This is a genomic window from Prochlorococcus sp. MIT 1342 (assembly GCF_047304495.1).
In the GTDB taxonomy this organism is placed as follows: Bacteria; Cyanobacteriota; Cyanobacteriia; order PCC-6307; family Cyanobiaceae; genus Prochlorococcus; species Prochlorococcus marinus_D.
Window position 1 is genome coordinate 759,061 of record NZ_CP138957.1, and the last position, 21,755, is coordinate 780,815.

20 protein-coding genes are annotated in these 21,755 nt (G+C 46.9%); 13 read left to right on the forward strand and 7 right to left on the reverse strand.

The genetic code is table 11. The features are described 5' to 3' along the window. Positions 1-231: 231 nt before the first annotated feature. The 11 genes from SIB79_RS04030 (at position 232) to SIB79_RS04080 (ending at position 12,549) form a co-directional block, all read left to right on the forward strand. Positions 232-906 (forward strand): hypothetical protein, encoded by a 675-nt coding sequence (locus SIB79_RS04030; protein ID WP_236072440.1) that lies wholly within the window; start codon positions 232-234, stop codon positions 904-906. Positions 907-944: 38 nt separating this feature from the next. Continuing rightward, on the forward strand, positions 945-1,139 hold the full coding sequence (locus SIB79_RS04035; RefSeq protein WP_155724519.1) for a hypothetical protein: 195 nt from the start codon (positions 945-947) through the stop codon (positions 1,137-1,139). 502 nt (positions 1,140-1,641) lie between these two features. Beyond that, positions 1,642-2,361, forward strand: a complete 720-nt coding sequence (locus SIB79_RS04040; RefSeq protein ID WP_413681140.1) for a tetratricopeptide repeat protein — start codon at positions 1,642-1,644, stop codon at positions 2,359-2,361. Positions 2,362-2,666: 305 nt separating this feature from the next. After that, positions 2,667-3,896: a tetratricopeptide repeat-containing serine protease family protein gene (locus SIB79_RS04045; protein WP_413681141.1), complete on the forward strand. Its 1,230-nt coding sequence runs from the start codon at positions 2,667-2,669 to the stop codon at positions 3,894-3,896. 72 nt (positions 3,897-3,968) lie between these two features. Beyond that, positions 3,969-5,198: a tetratricopeptide repeat protein gene (locus SIB79_RS04050; protein WP_081215601.1), complete on the forward strand. Its 1,230-nt coding sequence runs from the start codon at positions 3,969-3,971 to the stop codon at positions 5,196-5,198. 198 nt (positions 5,199-5,396) lie between these two features. Continuing rightward, positions 5,397-5,894, forward strand: coding sequence for a tetratricopeptide repeat protein (locus SIB79_RS04055; protein ID WP_236072428.1), 498 nt, complete (start codon positions 5,397-5,399; stop codon positions 5,892-5,894). Between the two features lie 71 nt (positions 5,895-5,965). Further along, positions 5,966-7,609, forward strand: a complete 1,644-nt coding sequence (locus tag SIB79_RS04060; protein ID WP_413681142.1) for a tetratricopeptide repeat protein — start codon at positions 5,966-5,968, stop codon at positions 7,607-7,609. 153 nt (positions 7,610-7,762) lie between these two features. Beyond that, complete coding sequence (locus tag SIB79_RS04065) at positions 7,763-9,097, forward strand: protein kinase domain-containing protein (protein ID WP_063402797.1); 1,335 nt, start codon at positions 7,763-7,765, stop codon at positions 9,095-9,097. Positions 9,098-9,162: 65 nt separating this feature from the next. Next, positions 9,163-9,921 (forward strand): vWA domain-containing protein, encoded by a 759-nt coding sequence (locus tag SIB79_RS04070; protein WP_063402796.1) that lies wholly within the window; start codon positions 9,163-9,165, stop codon positions 9,919-9,921. Then, complete coding sequence (locus tag SIB79_RS04075) at positions 9,918-10,778, forward strand: protein phosphatase 2C domain-containing protein (protein ID WP_063402795.1); 861 nt, start codon at positions 9,918-9,920, stop codon at positions 10,776-10,778. The genes SIB79_RS04070 and SIB79_RS04075 overlap by 4 nt, the downstream gene beginning before the upstream one ends. 25 nt (positions 10,779-10,803) lie before the next feature. Then, the gene (locus SIB79_RS04080; RefSeq protein WP_063402794.1) at positions 10,804-12,549 is read left to right on the forward strand and encodes a serine protease; all 1,746 of its coding nucleotides are present in this window, start codon (positions 10,804-10,806) and stop codon (positions 12,547-12,549) included. Between the two features lie 12 nt (positions 12,550-12,561). Here SIB79_RS04080 and SIB79_RS04085 read toward each other — a convergent pair whose 3' ends face one another. The 5 genes from SIB79_RS04085 to SIB79_RS04105 form a co-directional block, all read right to left on the reverse strand. Next, positions 12,562-13,335 (reverse strand): S1 family peptidase, encoded by a 774-nt coding sequence (locus SIB79_RS04085; protein WP_155724528.1) that lies wholly within the window; start codon positions 13,333-13,335, stop codon positions 12,562-12,564. Then, positions 13,332-13,919 (reverse strand): COP23 domain-containing protein, encoded by a 588-nt coding sequence (locus tag SIB79_RS04090; protein WP_063402792.1) that lies wholly within the window; start codon positions 13,917-13,919, stop codon positions 13,332-13,334. Before SIB79_RS04090 ends, SIB79_RS04085 begins: the two co-directional genes overlap by 4 nt. Before the next feature lie 246 nt (positions 13,920-14,165). Continuing rightward, positions 14,166-14,384 carry a hypothetical protein gene (locus tag SIB79_RS04095; protein ID WP_155724527.1) on the reverse strand — a complete coding sequence of 73 codons (219 nt, stop codon included), beginning with the start codon at positions 14,382-14,384 and terminating at the stop codon, positions 14,166-14,168. A 290-nt stretch (positions 14,385-14,674) separates the two neighbouring features. Next, a complete protein-coding gene (locus SIB79_RS04100; RefSeq protein WP_063402790.1) occupies positions 14,675-16,987 on the reverse strand; it encodes an ATP-binding cassette domain-containing protein in 2,313 nt (770 codons plus the stop codon). Between the two features lie 10 nt (positions 16,988-16,997). Further along, the gene (locus tag SIB79_RS04105) at positions 16,998-17,780 is read right to left on the reverse strand and encodes a neutral zinc metallopeptidase (protein WP_063402789.1); all 783 of its coding nucleotides are present in this window, start codon (positions 17,778-17,780) and stop codon (positions 16,998-17,000) included. 189 nt (positions 17,781-17,969) lie between these two features. On the opposite strand from SIB79_RS04105, the gene SIB79_RS04110 reads away from it, so the two are divergent. Both SIB79_RS04110 and SIB79_RS04115 read left to right on the forward strand, forming a co-directional pair. Continuing rightward, the gene (locus tag SIB79_RS04110) at positions 17,970-18,785 is read left to right on the forward strand and encodes a hypothetical protein (protein ID WP_063402788.1); all 816 of its coding nucleotides are present in this window, start codon (positions 17,970-17,972) and stop codon (positions 18,783-18,785) included. A gap of 218 nt (positions 18,786-19,003) precedes the next feature. Further along, positions 19,004-19,264, forward strand: coding sequence for a hypothetical protein (locus SIB79_RS04115; RefSeq protein WP_155724526.1), 261 nt, complete (start codon positions 19,004-19,006; stop codon positions 19,262-19,264). Positions 19,265-19,468: 204 nt separating this feature from the next. Here the strand turns inward: SIB79_RS04115 and SIB79_RS04120 are convergent, their stop codons facing one another. Together SIB79_RS04120 and SIB79_RS04125 are read right to left on the reverse strand one after the other, a co-directional pair. After that, positions 19,469-21,262, reverse strand: coding sequence for a M10 family metallopeptidase C-terminal domain-containing protein (locus tag SIB79_RS04120; RefSeq protein ID WP_155724525.1), 1,794 nt, complete (start codon positions 21,260-21,262; stop codon positions 19,469-19,471). A 236-nt stretch (positions 21,263-21,498) separates the two neighbouring features. After that, entirely contained in the window at positions 21,499-21,645 is a 147-nt protein-coding gene (locus SIB79_RS04125; RefSeq protein ID WP_155724524.1) for a hypothetical protein, read from the reverse strand. Positions 21,646-21,755 lie beyond the last annotated feature (110 nt).

Genomic DNA, 21,755 nt, shown 5'->3' on the forward strand with positions numbered 1-21,755 from the left:
CTGAACTTTGACGAGCTGATCGAGAGCTACAGGAAGTTCGTCCCCTACGCTTGTGATAAAACCTGGAAGAAGATTTATCTGCCTGTACTGCTCAAATGTCGAGACAAGTCCAAAGGAACCCCACCACGTGATGGGGAATCGCTTTGCATGTCATGCCTCGAGCAATGGGAACAAGGCTCCAGGTCCCGTCAGATCAGCCGTCAAAAGCTCTATGGCTTTCTGACTTAGGCGGTGCAACGAGGTCACCTGAAACTGATCTACTCACCTCCTGCAACGCTTCCTGAGGTACTGAAGAGCAAGCGCGTTGGTTACGCCATTTCAGATGCAGAGATCCTCAGGTTGCTGGAAGGGACACCTGATCCACGCTGGCAGTTCGCCATTCAACTGTGTGCCGTATACGGACAGCGACCAGAAGAATTGCGATGGCTACGGATCAAAGGCGGGGCAAAGGGTTCCGAATTGTGGACCATCTATCAAAAGTCGATGGGCGGCAGGAAAGGAGACAAGACAGAGCCGCGTCGCCTGCTACCGCTACTTGTTCGTGATCTCGATGGTTCTTCCATTGATTGGAAGTTGCAAGCCCGGCTTCAAGTTGGCGAAAAGTTACCACCACTGCACAGCGATGGCGATGGAGCACAGGCTTTGAATAATTATCTGCGTCGGCGTGAGGTTTGGAGGAGCTTGAAAGCTGAGGCGTTGAACACAGGTGAACAACTCACGACGTATTCCTTTAGGCATCGCTACGCCAAGGCGTCACATGCAGCGAATCTGCCTGTCGCCAATATCGCTGAAGCCATGGGGCACACGATTGAAGTGCATCTCGGTAGTTACGCCAGGTTCAAGCCAGATGCAACGGCAGACCTCTATGCGCAGGTCAATGCAGCCAAGCCATTGAAGAGGAACTGATGACGATTGAAGAGCTGAAAGCTGTTCTCTCAGAGCAAATGTGCCAGCGGGTTACACAAGTTCTCACCTTTGAAGGCGAACCTGCCGTGAACATTGAGGAGCTATTCCAGCAGGTTCCTGCGGGGTTTAGAGGCAAGCTCACTGTCAGAAGCGGATGTCACTACGTCTGGGACCTCTGGCAGACGGACGAGGACACCTGGGAGTTTTCGTCTACGCAGGTCAGCGAGCGTTGAACGCCATTCTTTAGAAGATGCCAACGAATCAACCTCAGCTACCCATCCAAGCTTTAGTTCCATTTTGATGATCTCTTTGAAGGCACTTGTTGCTGCACTTTCATTGCTGCCACTTGCAGCATCTTTTCTGCTGGGAACTCTGACGGCAACAAGAGCAGCAGTCTTTGCACGGGCAATAAATCAAGCATGTTGAGACAGTCAACATGCAGTACTTTTCCCTACTGACACCTTATTACTGCTTGCTTAGACCTGTATTAGGAGTCCGAGGACGTAGAAACCCTGAAAACCTGCCCTGGACTTGAGGGCATCCAACGCGGGTGCCCTTCTTCATGTTTTGCAGTTGCTGCTAGATAGGAGAGAAAGAACGCCTACCTACCCTTAAAACAGCAGAGCACTCCCTTTGATGACACTCCGAACTACTGCCATTGCTGCTGCACTATCTCTGCTGCCATTAGGACAACCACTGCTACTGGGATCTACTACTGCTCTGGCGACTGGTGCGGTGCTGCTTTCAACCCAGGCAGCAGATGCTCAAAGCGCGGCAGTTTTCATGAAACGCGGATATGCAAAATTTAATAAAGGTGATTATCAAGGAGCACTTGCTGATTTCAATAAGGCAATTGAAATTAATCCGCAAGATGCAAATGCCTATACCAGTCGTAGTGGTACAAAATTAAATTTAGGCGACAAACAAGGAGCACTGAATGATGCTAATCGGTCAATAGATATTAATCCGCAAAACTCCATTGCCTATTACAATCGTGGTAGTGCAAAGGGTGAATTAGGAGATTATCAAGGAGCAATTGCTGATCACAGTAAGGCAATAGAGATTAATCCGCAGTATGCCTTTGCCTACGTCAACCGTGGTTATGCTAAGGAAAAATTAGGAGATTATCAAGGAGCAATTGCTGATTACACAAAGGCAATTCAGATTGATCAGCAGGATGCCTTTGCCTACTTCAACCGCGGTCTTGCCAAGAGGAAATCAGGAGATACTCAAGGAGCAATTACTGATTACACAAAGGCAATAGGGATTAATCCGCAGTATGCTGCTGCCTACAGAAACAGCGGTATTGCCAAGGAATTAGTTGGAGACCTAAAAGGTGCTTGTGCTGATTGGAAAGAAGCATCATCTCTTGGAGATAAAGATGCTGCTGGTTGGGTAAGGAAGCAATGCCAATTCCCTCAGAGTGCACCTCAAAGAAATGAGCCTTTGTGGTGAGACAGGAAGTCTGAAAATGGCGATGGGGCCGCTCTAAAAAATCTTGACGAAAAACGAAGCCCCTGCCTACTCTTTAAAGCATCAGAAACCAGCAGATGATACGCAGAAGAACTGTCCTTGCTGCTGCCGTCTCTTTGTTGCTGCCACTAGGGCAACCACTGCTTCTGGGCACCGTTGGCATCACAACTGCAACCACAGCAGTCGTTATTCAGCAGGGTCCAGCAATTGCACAAGATGCTTCTGCTGTGGCACGCATCGCCAAGGCAATCACTGTTCGCATAGAAGGTGCAACACAAGGTTCAGGGGTGATCGTCAAGCAAGAAGGCAATCGCTACACGGTGCTTACGGCATGGCATGTAGTTAGTGGCAATAGGCCAGGAGAAGAGGTTGGGATCTATACCTCTGATGGGAATGAGCACCAACTAGAGCAAGGCAGCATCCAAAGGTTGGGAGAGGTTGATATGGCAGTGCTCTCCTTCTCTAGTGGCAGTGCTTATGAGGTTGCATATGTTGGTGATATCAAAAAGGTCAAGCATGATCAACCGATTTATGTGGCAGGTTTCCCTTTAAACAATTCACAAAACCTTCGCTATGAAACTGGAGAGGTTGTTGCTAATGCAGAAGTAGGAATTGATCAGGGTTATCAACTGCTATACGACAACGAAACAGTCGCTGGAATGAGTGGAGGCGTGCTGCTTAATGCTGATGGAGATTTGGTGGGACTTCATGGCAGGGGAGAGAGAGATGAACAGGCATCAAGTGGTGAGTTAGTAATGAAGACAGGAGTTAATCAAGGCGTGCCAATTACTTACTACAAACTCTTTGCAAGTGGTGCTCCTGTTGTTGTTGCCAAGACAACTGCAACCACTGCTGATGACTATCTGGCGCAAGCAAAAGCATCCCAGACAAAGAAGGGAAGAGAACAGACAGTTATTAAGTTGACAACCCAGGCATTAGCATTGCGATCAAGTGTAGGAGGATACTTTCTTCGTGCTTATGCCAAGGATGAATTAAAAGATTATCAAGGAGCAATTGCTGATCTCGGCAAGGCAATTGCAATTAATCCACAGTATAGCATTGCCTATAATAATCGTGGTATTGCCAAACGTAAATCAAAAGATTATAAAGGAGCAATTGCTGATTACACAAAGGCAATAGAACTTGATCCGCAGCGTGCCGCTGCCTATAATAATCGTGGTATTGCCAAACGTAAATCAAAAGATTATAAAGGAGCAATTGCTGATTACAGCAAGGCAATTGCAATTAATCCGAAGCATGCCATTGCCTATAATAATCGTGGTGTTGCCAAGCGTAAATTAAAAGATTATCAAGGAGCAATTGCTGATTACGACAAGGCAATAGACGTTAATCCGAAGTATTCCAGGTCTTACAACAATCGCGGCAATGCCAAGTACGATTTAAACAATAAAAGAGGTGCCTGTAGCGACTACAAAAAGGCAGTATCTCTTGGAAATCAAGGAACAACACAATGGTTAAGAAGCGAAGGTGGTGCCTGGTGCTGCAATATGAAATGAGGAGATTAAACAACAGCGCCTAGAGACCAAATAAGTCCTGACTTACCCTTAAAACATCAGAGCACTTCCTTGATGACACGCAGAACCACTGCCATTGCTGCTGCACTATCGCTGCTGCCATTAGGACAACCACTGCTACTGGGATCTACTACTGCTCTGGCGACTGGTGCGGTGCTGCTTTCAACCCAGGCAGCAGATGCTCAAAGCGCGGCAGTTTTCATGAAACGCGGATATGCAAAATTTAATAAAGGTGATTATCAAGGAGCACTTGCTGATTTCAATAAGGCAATTGAAATTAATCCGCAAGATGCAAATGCCTATGCCAGTCGTAGTGGTATAAAATTAAATTTAGGCGACAACCAAGGAGCACTGAATGATGCTAATCAGTCAATAGAAATTAATCCGCAAGACTCCATTGCCTATTACAATCGTGGTAGTGCAAAGGATGAATTAGGAGACTATCAAGGAGCAATTGCTGATTACAATAAGGCAATAGAGATTAATCCGCAGTCTGCTCTTGCCTACACCAACCGTGGTGTTGCCAAGGTTAAATCAGGAGATACTCAAGGAGCAATTGCTGATTGGGGTAAGGCGATAGATATTAATCCGCAGGATGACGCTGCCTACTACAACCGTGGTAATGCCAAGAGGAAATCAGGAGACTATCAAGGAGCAATTGCTGATTACAACAAAGCAATAGTAATTAATCCGCAGTATGACGATGCTTACTTGAACCGTGGTCTTGCCAAGAGTAATTTAAAAGATTATCAAGGAGCAATTGCTGATTACAACAAAGCAATAGTGATTAATCCGCAGTATGACGTTGCTTACTACAACCTTGGGACTATCAAGGGTAGAAACCTAGGAGATTACAAAGGAGCAATTGCTGATTTAACAAAGGCAATAATGATTAATCCAGAGTATTCCGATGCCTACAGCAATCGTGGCATATCAAAGAAAAACATTGGTGATTATCAAGGAGCAATATCTGATTATGAAAAGGTACTAGAACTTGATCCAAAGCATGTTCTTACTTTTGTAAATCGTGGGAATGTCAGGAGTGCTTTAGGAGACAATAAAGTAGCAATTCTTGACTACAATAAGGCGATAGAATTAGATCCGCAACTTGCCGTTGCCTACAAGAACCGCGGGATTGCCAAGGAATTAGTAGGAGACCTAAAAGGTGCTTGTGCTGATTGGAAAGAAGCATCATCTCTTGGAGATAAAGATGCTGCTGGGTGGGTAAGGAAGGAATGCCAATTCCCTCAGAGTGCACCTCAAAGAAATGAGCCGTTGTGGTGAGACAGGAAGTCTGAAAATGGCGAAGGGGCCGCTCTAAAAAAATCTCGACGAAAAACGAAGCCCCCTGCCTACTCTTTAAAGCATCAGAGAACTTCCTTGATGACACGCCGAACCACTGCCGTTGCTGCTGCACTATCGCTCCTCCCACTGGGGCAACCACTGTTACTGGGATCTAGCACTGCTCTGGCGACTGGTGCAATGCTGCTTTCAACCCAGGCAGCACATGCTCAAAGTGCTGCCAATTATCTAGATTCTGGAGTTGAGAAAGGGCGAAGCGGGGATTTTCAAGGAGCTATTGTTGATTTCAATAAGGCATTAGAGATTAATCCACAGTATGCCTATGGCTACTCTAATCGTGGCCTTACAAAGAGTTTTCTGAGAAATTATCTTGGGGCAATTGCCGATTTCGACAAGGCAATAGAGATTGATCCAGAATATGCAGATGCCTACTACAACCGTGGTAATGCCAAGAGTGAACTAAAAGATTATCAAGGCGCAATTGCTGATTACAGCAAGGCAATACAGATTGATCCAGATTATGTCATTGCCTACAATAATCGAGCTAATGCCCATCTGGTATTAGATGATGAACGAAGAGCATGTAGAGATTTTAAGTTAGCAGCCTCTCTAGGGCGCCAGGAAAACGTTAAGTATCTTGCCAGTGGTGATGGTGCCTGGTGCCGCAATATGCGATGAGGACATAAATAACAGCACCTAGAGACCTGATAAGACACCCCACCTACCCTGAATCCAGCAGCACCTACCTGATGTCACGCAGAAGAACTGTCCTTGCTGCTGCCGTCTCTTTGTTGCTGCCACTAGGGCAACCACTGCTTCTGGGCACCGTTGGCATCACAACTGCAACCACAGCAGTCGTTATTCAGCAGGGTCCAGCAATTGCACAAGATGCTTCTGCTGTGGCACGCATCGCCAAGGCAATCACTGTTCGCATAGAAGGTGCAACACAAGGTTCAGGGGTGATCGTCAAGCAAGAAGGCAATCGCTACACGGTGCTTACGGCATGGCATGTAGTTAGTGGCAATAGGCCAGGAGAAGAGGTTGGGATCTATACCTCTGATGGGAATGAGCACCAACTAGAGCAAGGCAGCATCCAAAGGTTGGGAGAGGTTGATATGGCAGTGCTCTCCTTCTCTAGTGGCAGTGCTTATGAGGTTGCATATGTTGGTGATATCAAAAAGGTCAAGCATGATCAACCGATTTATGTGGCAGGTTTCCCTTTAAACAATTCACAAAACCTTCGCTATGAAACTGGAGAGGTTGTTGCTAATGCAGAAGTAGGAATTGATCAGGGTTATCAACTGCTATACGACAACGAAACAGTCGCTGGAATGAGTGGAGGCGTGCTGCTTAATGCTGATGGAGATTTGGTGGGACTTCATGGCAGGGGAGAGAGAGATGAACAGGCATCAAGTGGTGAGTTAGTAATGAAGACAGGAGTTAATCAAGGCGTGCCAATTACTTACTACAAACTCTTTGCAAGTGGTGCTCCTGTTGTTGTTGCCAAGACAACTGCAACCACTGCTGATGACTATCTGGCGCAAGCAAAAGCATCCCAGACAAAGAAGGGAAGAGAACAGACAGTTATTAAGTTGACAACCCAGGCATTAGCATTGCGATCAAGTGTAGGAGGATACTTTCTTCGTGCTTATGCCAAGTATGACTTAAAAGATTATCAAGGAGCAATTGCTGATTACACAAAGGCAATAGAGATTAATCCGCAGGACAAAGTTTCCTACAACAACCGTGGCAATGCCAAGAGTGAACTAAAAGATCATCAAGGAGCAATTGCTGATTTCAATAAGGCAATAGAGATTAATCCGCAGTATGCCGATGCCTACAACAACCGTGGTGCTACCAAGAGTGAACTAAAAGATCATCAAGGAGCAATTGCTGATTACAACAAGGCAATAGCAATTAATCCGCAACTTGCTGAGACCTACAGCAATCGTGGTGTATCCAAGAGAAACTTAGGAGATACTCAAGGAGCAATTGCTGATTACAACAAGGCAATAGACATTAATCCGCAGTATGTCTATGCTTACGATATGCGTGGTGTTGCCAAGATGTATTTAGGAGATTATCAGGGAGCAATTACTGATGCCAACAAGGCGATCTCAATTGATCCGAAGTATGCCAGTGCCTACAACAACCGCGGATGGTCTAAATATCTACAAGGAGATTTTCAAGATGCTCTTAAGGATGCCAATAAATCACTTGCAATCAATCCAAATGATGGCGCCACGTTAGACACACGTGGTCTTGCAAAACATGCGCTTGGTCAAGATAGAAGTGCCTGTAAAGATTTAAAGAGGGCATCGTCTCTAGGTTATCAGGGAACCTCCCAATATCTACAAAGTCAAGAAGGTGCCTGGTGCCGAAATATGCGATGAGTAGATAAATCACCAGCACCTAGAGATCAAATAAGACCTAATCACTACCCCTGCCCTGAAGCACAGATTGTTTTTCAATAGGCCGACATGCCTCATATCAATGTTGTTTTCGATCAGACTCCAAGCAACGCGCCATAGCCCTTTTAGTTATCCGTGAATTGGATCCTTCCAGAAGGCAGCTTGTTGGAGTTCGATGGACTCTCCAAGCCACTGAAGGTTTTGCGTGGTTTGGGGGGGGGTGGCCAGGGTCAGGTGTTTGAGGTGGATGTGGCCGGTGAGCATCTGGCCTTGAAGTGGTATTTCCCTAGCTACCTGGCTAGAGATCCAAATCTTCCGCAGCGTTTAGGGGAAAGTATTCGTGCAACGGCGCCCAATAGTGACTTTCTTTGGCCAATTGCCTTACTAAGGCCCGCCCCTGCTACTGCAGAAGCAATCAAGCTTTCCGATCCTGGTTGCGGCTATCTGATGGGTTTACGGCCACCAGGTTTTGTGGGAGCAATCGAGCACTACGCAGGCCGCATTGAAATCAGCCTGCAAAACGTTCTTAGGGCTGGCTTCTTCCTTGCAGATGCCTTTCATGACCTCCATAGCAAAGGGCTCTGTTACAAGGACATCTCACTGGGGAACCTATTTCTTCAAGCTCAGACGGGCCGCATTTTGATCTGCGATAACGACAACGTGGATGTCGACGGCCGCAAGTTGAGCAGCGTGCTTGGCACTCCAGGCTTTATTGCTCCAGAAGTGTTGATGACTCGAGCCCGGCCTGGCACCAATAGCGATCTGTTTTCGCTTGCAGCGTTGTTGTTCCGCTTATTCACCAGACACGACCCACTGAGGGGCCAGATGGACCTTGGCATCAAGTGCCTTGATGAACCTGCACGCCGAAAGCTGTATGGAGAAGATCCGCTGTTCATCTTTGATCCAAAGAATGAGCGCAATCGCCCCAATCCAGAAGAACATGCCGCGGCCTTGATCACTTGGCCGATCTACCCACAGACGTTGCAGAACGTTTTTTTGCAGACCTTCTGTGATGGCATGAAGGCCCCGAAAAGACGCGCATTAACAGGTCAATGGAAGGAGGTCCTTGCCAAGACCATCGATCATCGAGTCCTCTGTGATCAATGCGGTCAGGAGAACTTCCCTAATGACTTAGCCACATCTGCAACTTGTTGGAACTGCAAGAGCGCATTGACTCAACCGCAGACTTTGCGACTGGCCAATGGTGTGGTGGCTGCTAGTGCTGAGAACGAGATTTATCCCCACCATTTCGACAACCTCAAACCACCAGATCTGAAGCATCCAGTGGGGCAGATCGTGCAGCACCCATCTGATCCGAGCATGCTTGGCTTGAAAAACCTCACAACTGAACCCTGGACAGCAATTTTGAGCAATGGATCTAAGACAACATTGGAAGCAGGCAAAACTTGCAACCTCGCTGCTGTTATTCAGTTCTTCACACCAATGGGTGATGTAATTACCACCATCTGATCAACAAACGCCATTTGACAAAGACCTCTTTCGCCGCTGCCTCTCTCCCCTGAAGCGAAGCCTCCATGCCTTTCCCCAACGTTCGCCTCACCAATCGCCCGCTGCATTTCATCTACATCTGCGATTGCTCTGGCTCAATGGCGGCGCAAGGGAAGATGCAGGCCCTGAATCAAGCCATCCGTCAGTCATTACCCGGCATGGTGAAGGTGGCGCGTGATAACCCAGAAGCAAGGGTGTTGGTGCGCGCGGTCAGCTTTGCTGATAAAGCCAGTTGGCATATCTCAAAACCCACAGCAGTGGAGCAACTGCAATGGGTTGATCTTCAAGCTGGTGGCATTACGGCCATGGGAGAAGCGCTTGAACTGGTCGCAACTCAGCTCAGTAGCCCGCCGATGGAAGAAAGAGCCTTACCACCAGTATTGGTGTTGATCTCTGATGGCCAACCCACTGATGATTTCGATGCTGGGCTCAAAGAGTTGATGAATCAGATGTGGGCACAAAAAGCCGTGCGTTTGGCCATTGCTCTTGGTCATGACGCGAACATGGATGTTCTGCAGGATTTCATTGGTCTTGCCCCTCAAGCAGGTGGACAAGTCGGACGCTCAAGGCAGGGAGTAAGCACCTCAGCAAGGCAACCATTGCAAGCAAGTAATGCAACAGCATTGGCGCAGTACATCGAGTGGGCATCTACTGCCGTTGTTGGTGCAGCATCGATGCCCGTAAGTCGAACGCAAGGATCAGCAAGTGAAGGCAATATCCCTTTGCCTGATTTACCCCCAACCTTGATTGACCCCATTGACGGTGTAGGGCCAGTGGTTTGGTGAACTGGCAACCTCCCGTCTATCGCAGCCTCATCGGTGCCAGTCATCGGCGCAAAGGCGTTGTGTGTCAGGACTCTTCCTTAAGCGCCAGTTTTCGTAGCAGAAGTGGAGTGCCCATCAAGTTGATGGTTGTGGCTGATGGCCATGGCGGTGCTCGTTATTGGCGCAGTGACGTGGGCAGCAAGCTTGCGTGTGAAATTGCCATCCAGCAAGCTCGAAAAGATTTAGGCAGGAGACTTCTTAGTTGGTCAGCTCCTTCAAGGTCGACGTTGTCCGAATGGCATAAATGGCTCAAGCGTGAACTCCCAGGCAAGATCGTGGAGAACTGGCGCTTCGCGGTGGCCAATGATTGGCGGAGGTTCCAGAAAACCCCAGAACAGAAAGCAGAAGGATTTTCTCTCTACACCTACGGCAGCACGCTTGGCTTGGTGATCCTCACGCCTCATTGGTGGGGGTGTACGGGCATCGGTGATTGGGATCTAGTGCGCGTTGAAGCCAATAGAGGTGAAGGTGCAAGCAATGCAGAGCTAATCAACAGCGAAGACTCGCTTGGAATCAAAGGGGAATCGACTTTCAGTCTTTGCAAAAGCGACGCTCTATTGCACTTCGCTGAACGGAGCACGATGCAAAGCATCGATCGCAATGAGCATCCATACGCTTTGATGCTCAGCACTGATGGCATCCGTAAATCCTGCACTACTGATACTGACTTTCTAGCATTGGCGGATTACCTAGTCAGCGAGGTGCCTGTTACTGGGGCTGATGGTGAATGCACTGCTCTAGATGTTGGGCTCAATCGCATCACAACAGAGGGCAGCGGCGATGACGTAAGCGTGGCGATCAATATCCTTGGGAAATGAGAACTAGAGAATGAGGAACTACTCGATGAAAGCTAAGGGTGCTCTTACGGCTGCTGCCCTGTCTTTGCTGCCACTAGGGCAACCACTGCTACTGGGCACTGCTGGCATCACCACAGCAACCACCGCAGTCCTTCTTCAAGCAGCAGCAGCAGTTGCTCAAGATGCTTCTGCTGTTGCCAAGGTCGCAAAGGCAATCACTGTTCGCATAGAAGGAGCAACGCAAGGATCTGGCGTTCTCGTCAAAAAAGACGGCAATCGCTTTACAGTTCTCACGGCTTGGCATGTGGTCAGCAGCAATAGACCTGGAGAAGAGGTTGGGATCTATACCTCCGATGGCAAGGATCATCAACTGGAGCAAGGCAGTATCCAGCGATTAGGTGAGATTGATATGGCAGTCCTTACCTTCTCCAGTTCAGGAGATTATGAGGTGGCATCAATTGGAGATGTAAAAACAGTTCAATACGATGATCCGATCTACGTCGCTGGATTCCCTCTAGCTAATTCACAAAACCTTCGTTACGAGACTGGAGATGTTGTTGCCAACGCAGAAGTAGGCATTGATCAGGGCTATCAACTGCTGTATGACAACAAGACAGCCGCTGGAATGAGTGGTGGTGTCCTCCTCAATGCTGATGGAGAGTTGATTGGTCTTCACGGCAGGGGTGAAAAAAATGAATATGCTTCCAATGGGAATGAAGTCTCAATGAAGACTGGTGTCAACCAAGGTGTACCGATTAGTTATTACAAGCTTTTCCTTAGTGGCTCGCCAGTTGTTGTTGCAAACAACACTGCTACAAATGCTGATGACTACTATGCACAAGTGCTTGCCTCGGCCAATAAGAAAGGAAGAGAGCAGACTATGATCCGCCTAGCAGATCAGGCATTGAAATTACGCAAAACTGGCTTTGCATACATCATACGTGCGTATGCGAAGAATGATTTGGGTGATTACCAAGGAGCAATTGATGATCAAAATAAAGCCCTCGAGATTAATCCTGATAATGCAGTCGCTTACGTCAATCGTGGATTAGCCAGGAGTAATATGGGTGATCCTAAAAGTGCCCTTTCTGATTTTAGCAAGGCAATAAAGATAGACCCTACTAATGCGGTGGCATTAAGTAATCGGGGTGTTTCTAAGCAAGTGCTGGGAGATCCTCAAGGGGCACTAGATGATTACAATAAGGCGATAAAGATTGATCCTCGCAATGCAAATGCCTATGCTAATCGCGGGATTAACAAGGGCGATTCAGGAGATTATCAAGGAGCAATTGCTGATTACAGCAAGGCAATAGAGCTCAATCCGCAGCATTCCGATGCATACTACAATCGAGGCATTGTAAAGCTCGAATCCAAGGATTATAAAGGAGCAATTGCTGATTACAATAAGGCAATAGATATTGGCCCACAAAAAGCAAGGATCTATCTTAATCGTGGCCTTGTCTACGATAATTTAGACAATTACCAGCGTGCAATTGCTGATTACAACAAGGCAATAGAGATTGATCCACAGTATGCTCTTGCCTACGAGAACCGTGGTCTTGCTAAGATTAAATCAGGAGATGTTCAAGGAGCAATTGCTGATTCCAACAAGGCAATAGAACTTGATCCGCGTATGGCAAAAGCCTATGCCAATCGTGGCGCAGCAAAAGGCATGCTGGATGATGCAAAAGGAGGTTGTGAAGATTTCAAAAAAGCAGCATCACTTGGGTCTCAAGTAGCAGATCAATGGTTAAACAGCGCAGATGCTGCCTGGTGCCGCAATATGCGATGAAATAACAGCTCTTTATTCCTCTAATGCTGAACTGCAGTTGTTGTCTATATTTTCATTAATCATTGGTGCTTCTATTTGCTGGTCAGCACTTTTCAATAGTTTCACTACCTGCTGTATATCAAGGCCAATAGCTACTTGATCTAGTTTTTGATTCATTTTCTCTGAGACTTGATGCCCTGATTTGTACTGCCGGCTTGTCTCCCAGAGTGGCTCTTGATGCGTTGCATTAATGCCGACTAAACGATCATTGCTATCAAAGACTCCACCACCACTCATGCCTTTATCAATATCGCTGGTGTAGGTGAGGTCATAGCCGCCTTCTAACGCTTCGCTCAACAACGGAACCGTTAACCCTTTGCGCTCTACGTAGTCATCTCTGGCGGGATAGCCAGTCGCAATAACTAGATCAATGGCATCAGTTGTTTCTTCTGGCTCAGCAAGTAATGCGACACGCTCCTGTTGGTCTGCTGCTTTGAACCACAGCAAAGCCAGATCAGCATTGTTGTTATCCAGCGGAACTTTGACGCTCGGATACAAACCCTTCTCACTGCTCTCTAAGCAATGCACATCAACTTTGCCAAGCACATGGCTATTGGTGACCACCCAATAACCACCATTGCTTTGCTTGACTATCACTCCAGAACCATGTTGATCGCCACTACGGATGAGAACGGTGCTCTGATGACGTGGATTACCAACAGCAGGAGTGATTGTAAGTAAGCCAATGGCTCCTGCTGTAGCCAATCTCAAAGCCATCGCCCTAGGCTTTAGTGCTCTGTTGATCACCAAAGAGCTTCAGTCGTTGCTGATGATGGGGTGTCAACAGTTATCGATGCTGATGGGCTGATGCCAGATTTCGCATCAATCACATCACTCATTTTTAGGTAAAGGCGAGAGGTTGTTTCATTCAACGGCCCTTTCGCTTTTGTCCTTACATCAAGGAGATCAGCAAGAGTCTTGGTTGGGTTCTGACCTGGCTTGAGTGTGTAGAGCAGACCTGCACAGGCGCCACCTTTGCTCGTTGCTGTGCAGATGACCGCTTGGCCATTCATCCGACCAGTTGTCAGATACTGCAGACTTCCTTGCTTGCGATATTGCTCAAAGCGAGCCGAAACAACTTGGCAACGCTTGCTTTGATCCCAACCGGCAGAATTAAATGTTGAGCTGGTCCAACGGATGACAGGAACACTCTTGCCGCTTGCTGTCTTGGCAAGGGTTGCTGGAGCGCCAGAGGCTTGGCCGCAGTAAAAGCTGCTGGCACCGGCAGCTTTGACGGGTTTAGGAACGAAGGAGTCAACGCCGATAAACGCTGCCGTTCCCATCAGGGAACAAGCCGCAACAGAGGCAAATCTTTTTTGAAGGGTTTTCATGGGCATTGTTCACTAATCTGATTATCCCAGAAAAACAAATATGCGTATATCCCCTACATGGGGGCATTTGCTGGCCATAAAAGATGTCCAGCGACGAGGGGCAACGATGGATCGGACTCACTGAAGACTAACTTCCTGCTCAGCCCCATCTGCTCTCAATCTAATTGGAATGTTCGCTGCTTCCTAAAAACTTATCCAAGTTCAATACCTTTATCCCTTTCAAGTTGGTCTCTTTAGAATTTTTTCTCAGTGATCCAGGATATCTCTTAATGGAACATCCATAAAAGTCTTAGCAGGCAAGTTGAAAATAAAAGCGCTACACAGCCTGATGACAACCTGGCTGTCTTCGCCAAATTCACCATGTAGGATCTCGACAATCACTCCAAAAGCCCTGCCAGAGGCTTCCATCTGTTTCATCAGGCATTTTACTACCGGCTTGATAAATTCCTTGCAGGCTGGCTTCATTTTCTCCCTGAGACTCGCATTGTCTCCAGCAGTTAGTTCCACTCATTTCTTGGCCAGGCGTCTTTCTAGCCGTGGCCGATCCAACCAAAAAAGTGGCGAGAGAAGTCCAGCCTGCACAGGCAAGCTAAAACCAGATGCAGCCAAGATTTCGATCAAAGCAGAATGGAGAGCTGTTGTTCTCTTCATTGGTTGCATCACGCTAGGTTATTTTGGAAAAGTCGAGTGAATTGATTGTCATCTGACCTTGAATCTCTCATGATCAAAAACAAAGAATAGTTGTAAATCTGGGCTTAGCGATTGTGTTTTAAAAACAGTAGAGATCCTAGTGTTAGCAGTAAAAAAGCAGTGCACTGAGAAGCCATAACAATGAACGACCCGTGTAAATTATTTAAAGTTGCTTCGTAGGAACTAGCGCCAGGCATCTGGTCGATACCTGCCTGGCCACCTGGAATTAACTCAGTGATATCAGAGTAAATTCCCATCGCTTTCATTGCCCAGCGGCTTGTTATTAATGGGTAAATATCATCGGCGGTTTTACTGAGCGTAAACAACACTCCGCCAAAGATGAGCTGAGGTATTAAAAGCAATGGAGCGATACTGCTGGCTTGCTGACTATTCTTGACCAGGCTTGATGTCATTAACGCCTGCGATCCAATCGTGACCAGAATTGTAAAGCAAACCAAGGCTATTGACAATGGCCAATTTAGGAATATGGCATCTGGTGAGTCAAAGAATATCTTCACAGTTGCTAGGATCAATAGGGACTGAACAACAGCCTGCAATACCATCACAATGATTTTTGCGCTCAGGTAAGACTCCGGCAGTAGATTGAATGACCTCTCCCGCAAGAAAATTCCTCGCTCTTTCACAAGTGATTGCAAAGATGTAGAAAGTCCAACCCAGGTAGTGGCGCAAATAATTACAAATAGGACTCTCAATGCATCGGGATATGTCCTGGCATCAATGGCATCTAGGTTTGAGAATATCTGCCTGTTATTTGCAGCAAAAGCAATCATCAGAACAGCCAACGGAGCTGTTACTGCATTAAGAACAAGTGAGGTGCTGTCTCTAAACGTAAGGATTGCATCACGAGAGAGCAATGTGCGGAACTGTTGAGTCGCAAGCCCAAGCCGGCCAGCTCGTTTAGTGTCGAGTGAATGTGATGTCGAACCAGATTGACTGGAAACGTTCGGCAAGACTTTTAAGATCCCTGCTCGATAGCTATCTGCGATTGTGGCAATCTCTTGATCACTGCGTTCTAGGTACTGATAAATGTCAGAAAAATCGCCAGTCAACTTGAAATGATCAAGGCACTGGCTAGGTGGTCCGGCGTAACAAAGGTGGCCACCTCGACCGAGGAAAACAACCTGATCACAAAGCATCACGTTATTGGTGGCATGGGTCACCAAAGCCACCGTTCGCCCAGAATTTGCAAGCCTTCTCAGTAATTCCATCATCCGTTTGTCAAGCCCGGGATCGAGGCCGGATGTGGGCTCATCAAGAAACAGGATCCGCGGATCGGCAATCAACTCGACGCCGATACTCACCCGCTTGCGTTGACCACCGCTTAGTTCTCTAACCAATGCCTTGCGGCGATGGCTGATTTCCAATTCATCCAACACACGTTCAACGGCTGCGCGTTGCTCGTCCACATCGGGAAGCTTCAGTCGCGCGGAATAGCGCAAAACCTCTTCCACAGTGAGATCAAGATGAACAATGTCGTCTTGTGGAACGAAGCCAATTTCCTGCTTGATGGCGCCATAGGTCTCCCGCAACTCATTGCCGTTGACCAAAATCTGACCTTGATAGTCAAGGTTTTGGCCAACGATGGTGGTTAGCAGGCTTGATTTACCTGCGCCACTGCCACCAACAAAGGCAACAAGCTGCCCGGGCTCAATGGAAAAGTTACTGCCACTGATTCGACCCTTGAGCCATAGGTCGCGCACATCAATTCGATAGCTTTTGCCGTTGGTTTGACGACTGAGCCAAGGATTAGTCCATACAAAGACTGAGGTCCCAACCTTGATCTGATCGCCATCCCTTAATCGCACTTGACGATTGACTGGCCGATCATTCACAAAGATACCGTTCCGGCTTTGATCAAGAAGAACGACGTCATTGCCAGAGCGATTAATCGAGCAATGCAATCTCGATATCGTTGGCCCTCTCAATTTGATGACACAGTCCAGTCCACGACCCATCGTCAGACTTCTGCCTTCCAACTGCCATTGGCGCTGCTGCTCAGCTGATGAACCTTGACTGGTGTTAGTGGCATCTGAAAGGACAGCCAGCCTCACTGCATCTTTAATTTGACTGCCAATTTGCAGCTCATCGCCAAATCGCAAGGGTGTCCAACGATCAGCTGGGAGATAACTGCAGTTCAGCTGAGTTCCATTGGAACTTGGCTTGCCAGCCACCCCATCACGAACAGCCAGGCTTCCATCACTGGTGACCTGCAAGCTCAGATGTAGAGCCGAAAGCAAGGTCCAATCTTTTGGCAAGTTGATGTCTGCATCAGGCGAACGCCCGATGCTCAACTCACCAACAGACAAAGAGACGATGGTCTCTTCGTTGCGACAACGACTAAAAAGAACAACACTCATTTTTTTCTATTTAGAGGCCTTCTAGGAACTTTTGGCCGCGATCAATCAAGTTATCAAGCGTGGCAGGGGCATTCTCAATAGCCCTATCGACCTGATCGGGAGCATCCTCGAGGGTCTTTCGCCAATTGCGTTGACTCGATGCCCAACATGCATTGAGGCTTCCTTTGTTGTAGCCGAACTGAAAGGCAGCTCCACGCATGCCTGGTGTTCCATGCCAAGACCTTTCCTGCACTGAATAATCACCAATGCTTTCCAGGAAGTCTCTTGATTTTTCAATCTGCTGAGGTGAAAGAGAAATCGGTGTAGCCTGGCGCATGTAAACACCAGCAATGCAATCAGCTTGTAGCTCATCAAATACGACTGACCAAACTGCATCCCTCATAAAGCCAGCAATGGCATGTTGCCTTCCATGAGCAAACTCATGAGCGACTAGTGTTGCTATTGCAGCTAGGCCATATCTTTTTTCGATCAGATTAAGATTCTTTTGTGAAATCAATATATTCCGATCCAAAGTGCAGTAATAAGCTTCCCAATCACCATTTGTGCTCTTGTTGTCTTGCATGCAAGCCGTCGGTGTCCCTGCTGGAGCTGGAACAACAAGGGTTACATCTCTAACTTTAGGGTCGTAGCGCTTGATTAAGACTTCGCTTGCCCTGGCTACTCCTACCGCTGTAGTGCTCTGAGCATTTACTTGTTGACAGAATGCACCGAGACCAACAAGAAGGGCTAGAGAAGATTTCCAGCATCCTTTCAATGACAGCTGATTAATGGTGTTAAAAGTGGATTTGGTCATTAGCGTGATCAGCGATAATTAGTGGGCAAACCATTCAACTAACTGCGTAAAGATTACCTGTTGAATGATGATGATTTCAAGAACATTAATTGATCGATGAGTGAATCTGGCACCTGGATCTGATCCAATGGGAAAATCTCCCTATATGTTTACTATTATCTATCACAAGAACAACATCGCTGGTGATGTATGTCGACGCAGGCTTCTGATCAACAGCTTGGCCAGCGCTTTGCTCAGCTTTTAAAGCCTCGACGGCCAGTTGAGCTGCAAACGGCCTTGAATCTGCTGCAAGACCTGATGGGAGCGGATGTATCGCTGCTGCCTTCAATACGCCTGCTGGCATCTCAACCAACCTTCCTTCAATTCATCAACGCAAAGTCAGAAGCAGGGCTAGTTCCTCAACGAGATGAGCTTCTAACAACAGCCCATGAAATGCTTGCGCCCTCATTGGTCACACGCATTGCCAGCTTTCTTGATGGTTACTTGAGCGCCCGCTCTGATCAAGCCCAATCAACTCCGCCATCAGAGCCACAGATGCCCTTTAAGGGAACATCCACACCAGAGCCATCTTTTCCAGCGGTATTAAGCAAGTCATCTGATGAACTGCCATCCACCGTGGTGGACCAGTTCGCCAAACCTTCAAGCCCGCCAGCCGCAAAGCATTCTTCTTCTCTTCAAAGTGGAAGTGACCAAATAGTGGTGGGATTATTCATCGTTTTGGTAGTGCTAACAGGCTTGTCCGCGGCCTACGCATTATTTACGGTGCCAGCGCTTTGCGAACCCCTTGGCCTTTGCTCTGCAGAAGAAGAAAAAACAGAAGAGCAAAAAGAGCGCGAGAAGGAGGATTCAGAGAAACCTGATGAAGCAGCAGAGACTCCTTCAACACCAAAAGAGAAAGCACCAGTAGAGCCAAAAGCAGAGTCAAGGTCTCCCAAAGGTGAAAGCACAGGCCCTTTTGCACCAGTCCCTCAAAGTGCACCTCAAAGAAATGAGCCCTTGTGGTGAGGGAGGAAGTCTGAGAAGAGCGAAGGGGCCGCTCTAAAACAACTCGCCGAAAAACAAAGCCCCCTGCAACTTTTGCTAGTGCACCTTGGCTAAAGCAAAGACTGCATCCACTACACCGATTCCTATGCAGCCTTACTGCATCTGATCAAGTAAATCTTTTGCGAACTAGCAGTGCCTGGGTCTTCCCCTGCTAAGTCTTGGGCAATGGGATGCCAACCATGCAACGCTTGCTACTCGTTCCTGCTCTTCTGACGCTTTTTATCGCTAGTGCAAAAGCAGAAAGTACTTGCAATAAATATGGAGTCTGCAAAACGAATGACACATATGATCCTGATCTTTACAATGAAGATGAAGCCAAAAAGCAACTAGAGCTTCCAGAAAGCTCATCAGAGCAGAAAGGAAATCATGATTACTGCTTGCTTAGACCTGTATTAGGAGTCCGAGGACGTAGAAACCCTGAAAACCTGCCCTGGACTTGAGGGCATCCAACGCGGGTGCCCTTTTTTATGTCAGTTTTTTGTTCTACTTACAGATTTAAGTGAGTGTTAGAAAAACAATATAAATCTGTAAACTATATTGCCAGGTAATAAGCATTGGTAGAGTCAATAGTATTCTTTAAAGGGAGCAGTATAAGAATATAGTCTTAAGTAAAAACGATTTAAGGCAAGGCGAAATTGTTCCTCTTAAATATTCATGGTTACTGGTAACTCACTTACGAAATCACTAAAGGGTGCTTCTGCAATTGTATAGTCCAATGCGGCAACATCTAAACTACCAATTGAAACTTTTCCGATATCGCCTCCGACAGATAGCGTAGGGTCAAATGTAATTGTTCCGCCCCCATCATTTAAATTTAGTCTAAACTTTAAATTGAAATCTGGGCCTATATCAACAATAGTTGCAGTGCCAAGGTCGCCTATTTGGGCTCCTATGCCAACTTTACCGGATACTTTTGGAATAATCGAGCATGTCCAATCAAGCCCGGTAAGATCATCAGGTCCGTTGACTTCTGTACCTTGGTCGAGACCGGCAAGGTGGGTATAAACAGCTACAGTCCCTAAGAGATTATCTTCTACATATGTATCAATATTTAGTTGTAAACCTAACTTTTGCGTGACATCAAAAGCAAAACTTTTATTTTCTGAATTCTCATCAATAGTTAACACGCTTGAAATACCTACACTTCCAGAAAATCCAGCCGATCCAATGACCGGAGCAGTCCCAATTTTAACTTGTGGTGCTTTCGGGTAAAGATTCATACCTGCTGGAGGTGATACATAAGTCCCTTTAGCGCCAGTATTTAGTATGAATGAAGCTGTCATTGCTCCAAGAATCGTAGTATCTGCTCCAAACCCAGCCTTTCCCGAGTAAAAATTTCCACTTTGTGGCAAATTGGGGACTGTTACATTAGAAGCAGTTGCCTGAAAATCACTCAAGCCATAGTTAAATTTGATCCACCCACCACCGCCAGGAATTGGCACGCCTTTGTGGGTACTGGAGGCTCCAGGCAAAACAGGAAGAGGAAAGCCTTTTATGGGTATTGGGTTTCTGGGGCTTGGATTTTTTCTATGTGGAACCGTTGGAATTATCGGGGGGTATGTGTGGTGAGGTTTTGGTTTTGGCCAACTCGGAGGATGCGGGTGGAAGGGATTTCTATGTTTCGGATGCGGGTGTGGAAAGGAGATGTGAGGAGGATTCCACTTTGGCCTGGGGTTGGGTTTGGGTTTGGGGAAAATATGGCCTGGGTTGGGAAGGCCTTGGGGGGGGAAACCAAGGGAGAACCGGGAAAACTTCCTTCCTGCCTCTGATGGGGCCAGCAGAAAAGCTGAAGAATGAGCTGCTAATGATTCTGTCGAAAGTGAACTTTTACTAGAATAATATTTGCTGGAATGAGGATTTCCATTTTCTTTATAGCCAATAACGATTGTTGTTTCATGAAGATTTTCGTCTTGTATGATGAGCTTTGCGGGTTTATACAACCCATGAAACATCCAATCCTTATGGAAATGAGAATGCCATAGACCCTGACCACTGTCAGAGTAGACTTTATCAAAAACATTCTTGTCATAATGCAGAGCTAAATCTGGAACATCTTTTTGCTTTCTACCTTTCTTTCTACCTTTCTTTAATGGTACATACCTTATTTGATTGCCATGACCTGAAAAATTTTCGTTTCCAATATAGTTGTATGCATCCGAGCCTAAGAGATGCGAGAAGTCGATACAATCCTGTTCTAATATTGAGAAGTCAGGTATATATATTGTTCGATGCTTGGTTGGATTCTCAAGTTTTGCCAAAACAAATTTGTCTTTACCGCTACCGCCGAGCAAGATATCGTCATAGTCGTCTGACAAAAGAAAATCATTTCCGTCGCCACCAATTAAAATATCTTTTCCATACGAAGCCACAAGTACATCATCTTTCTTGGTTCCAATTTGCGTACTCTCTCCGATGAGACTTCTAGGGGTAGAACTCATTTTAAAGGACCATCGGGTAGGAATTCAAAGTACAATATATTGCATAGCGGGACATATTGCATAGCGGGACCGATGTCATCAAGATCTTCCCTTGTCACCAGCACCCGTTGACTGTCGACCATATGAAGGGCGCTGACATTTCCTCTGATTTGTTCTAGTGCTGCACGAGGCCAGTCATCGCCTTCAGGGTCAAAGTCAGCGCAGACCAACAGCTCAACGGCTTGCCCATTCCTTATTTAGTCATCGATCTCACGAGCCAGCTCATACATTTGAGTTGCACTGGGATAGCCCTTGGTCGCGACCAGATCAACGCCGAAGCTGTGAACCTGCTGCAAGAAGACAGGAACCTGCCCAACCTTCTCAACGATGACAATGGGGCACACGATTGAGGTGCACTTAAGTAGCTATTACCGCTTTATACCAGATGCAACCGCAGATCTTTATGCGCAGGTGAACGCAGTCAAATAAAACCCCATCTGTATTCGAGGCTTTT

Bases quoted from the DNA above. Each gene is read 5' to 3' on its own strand.
- SIB79_RS04035 (WP_155724519.1), top strand. From the start codon at position 945: ATGTGCCAGCGGGTTACACAAGTTCTCACCTTTGAAGGCGAACCTGCC.
- SIB79_RS04050 (WP_081215601.1), top strand. From the start codon at position 3,969: ATGACACGCAGAACCACTGCCATTGCTGCTGCACTATCGCTGCTGCCA.
- SIB79_RS04055 (WP_236072428.1), top strand. From the start codon at position 5,397: ATGCTGCTTTCAACCCAGGCAGCACATGCTCAAAGTGCTGCCAATTAT.
- SIB79_RS04060 (WP_413681142.1), top strand. From the start codon at position 5,966: ATGTCACGCAGAAGAACTGTCCTTGCTGCTGCCGTCTCTTTGTTGCTG.
- SIB79_RS04070 (WP_063402796.1), top strand. From the start codon at position 9,163: ATGCCTTTCCCCAACGTTCGCCTCACCAATCGCCCGCTGCATTTCATC.
- SIB79_RS04080 (WP_063402794.1), top strand. From the start codon at position 10,804: ATGAAAGCTAAGGGTGCTCTTACGGCTGCTGCCCTGTCTTTGCTGCCA.
- SIB79_RS04090 (WP_063402792.1), bottom strand. From the start codon at position 13,919: ATGAAAACCCTTCAAAAAAGATTTGCCTCTGTTGCGGCTTGTTCCCTG.
- SIB79_RS04095 (WP_155724527.1), bottom strand. From the start codon at position 14,384: ATGAAGCCAGCCTGCAAGGAATTTATCAAGCCGGTAGTAAAATGCCTG.
- SIB79_RS04100 (WP_063402790.1), bottom strand. From the start codon at position 16,987: ATGAGTGTTGTTCTTTTTAGTCGTTGTCGCAACGAAGAGACCATCGTC.
- SIB79_RS04105 (WP_063402789.1), bottom strand. From the start codon at position 17,780: ATGACCAAATCCACTTTTAACACCATTAATCAGCTGTCATTGAAAGGA.
- SIB79_RS04110 (WP_063402788.1), top strand. From the start codon at position 17,970: ATGTCGACGCAGGCTTCTGATCAACAGCTTGGCCAGCGCTTTGCTCAG.
- SIB79_RS04115 (WP_155724526.1), top strand. From the start codon at position 19,004: ATGCAACGCTTGCTACTCGTTCCTGCTCTTCTGACGCTTTTTATCGCT.
- SIB79_RS04120 (WP_155724525.1), bottom strand. From the start codon at position 21,262: ATGAGTTCTACCCCTAGAAGTCTCATCGGAGAGAGTACGCAAATTGGA.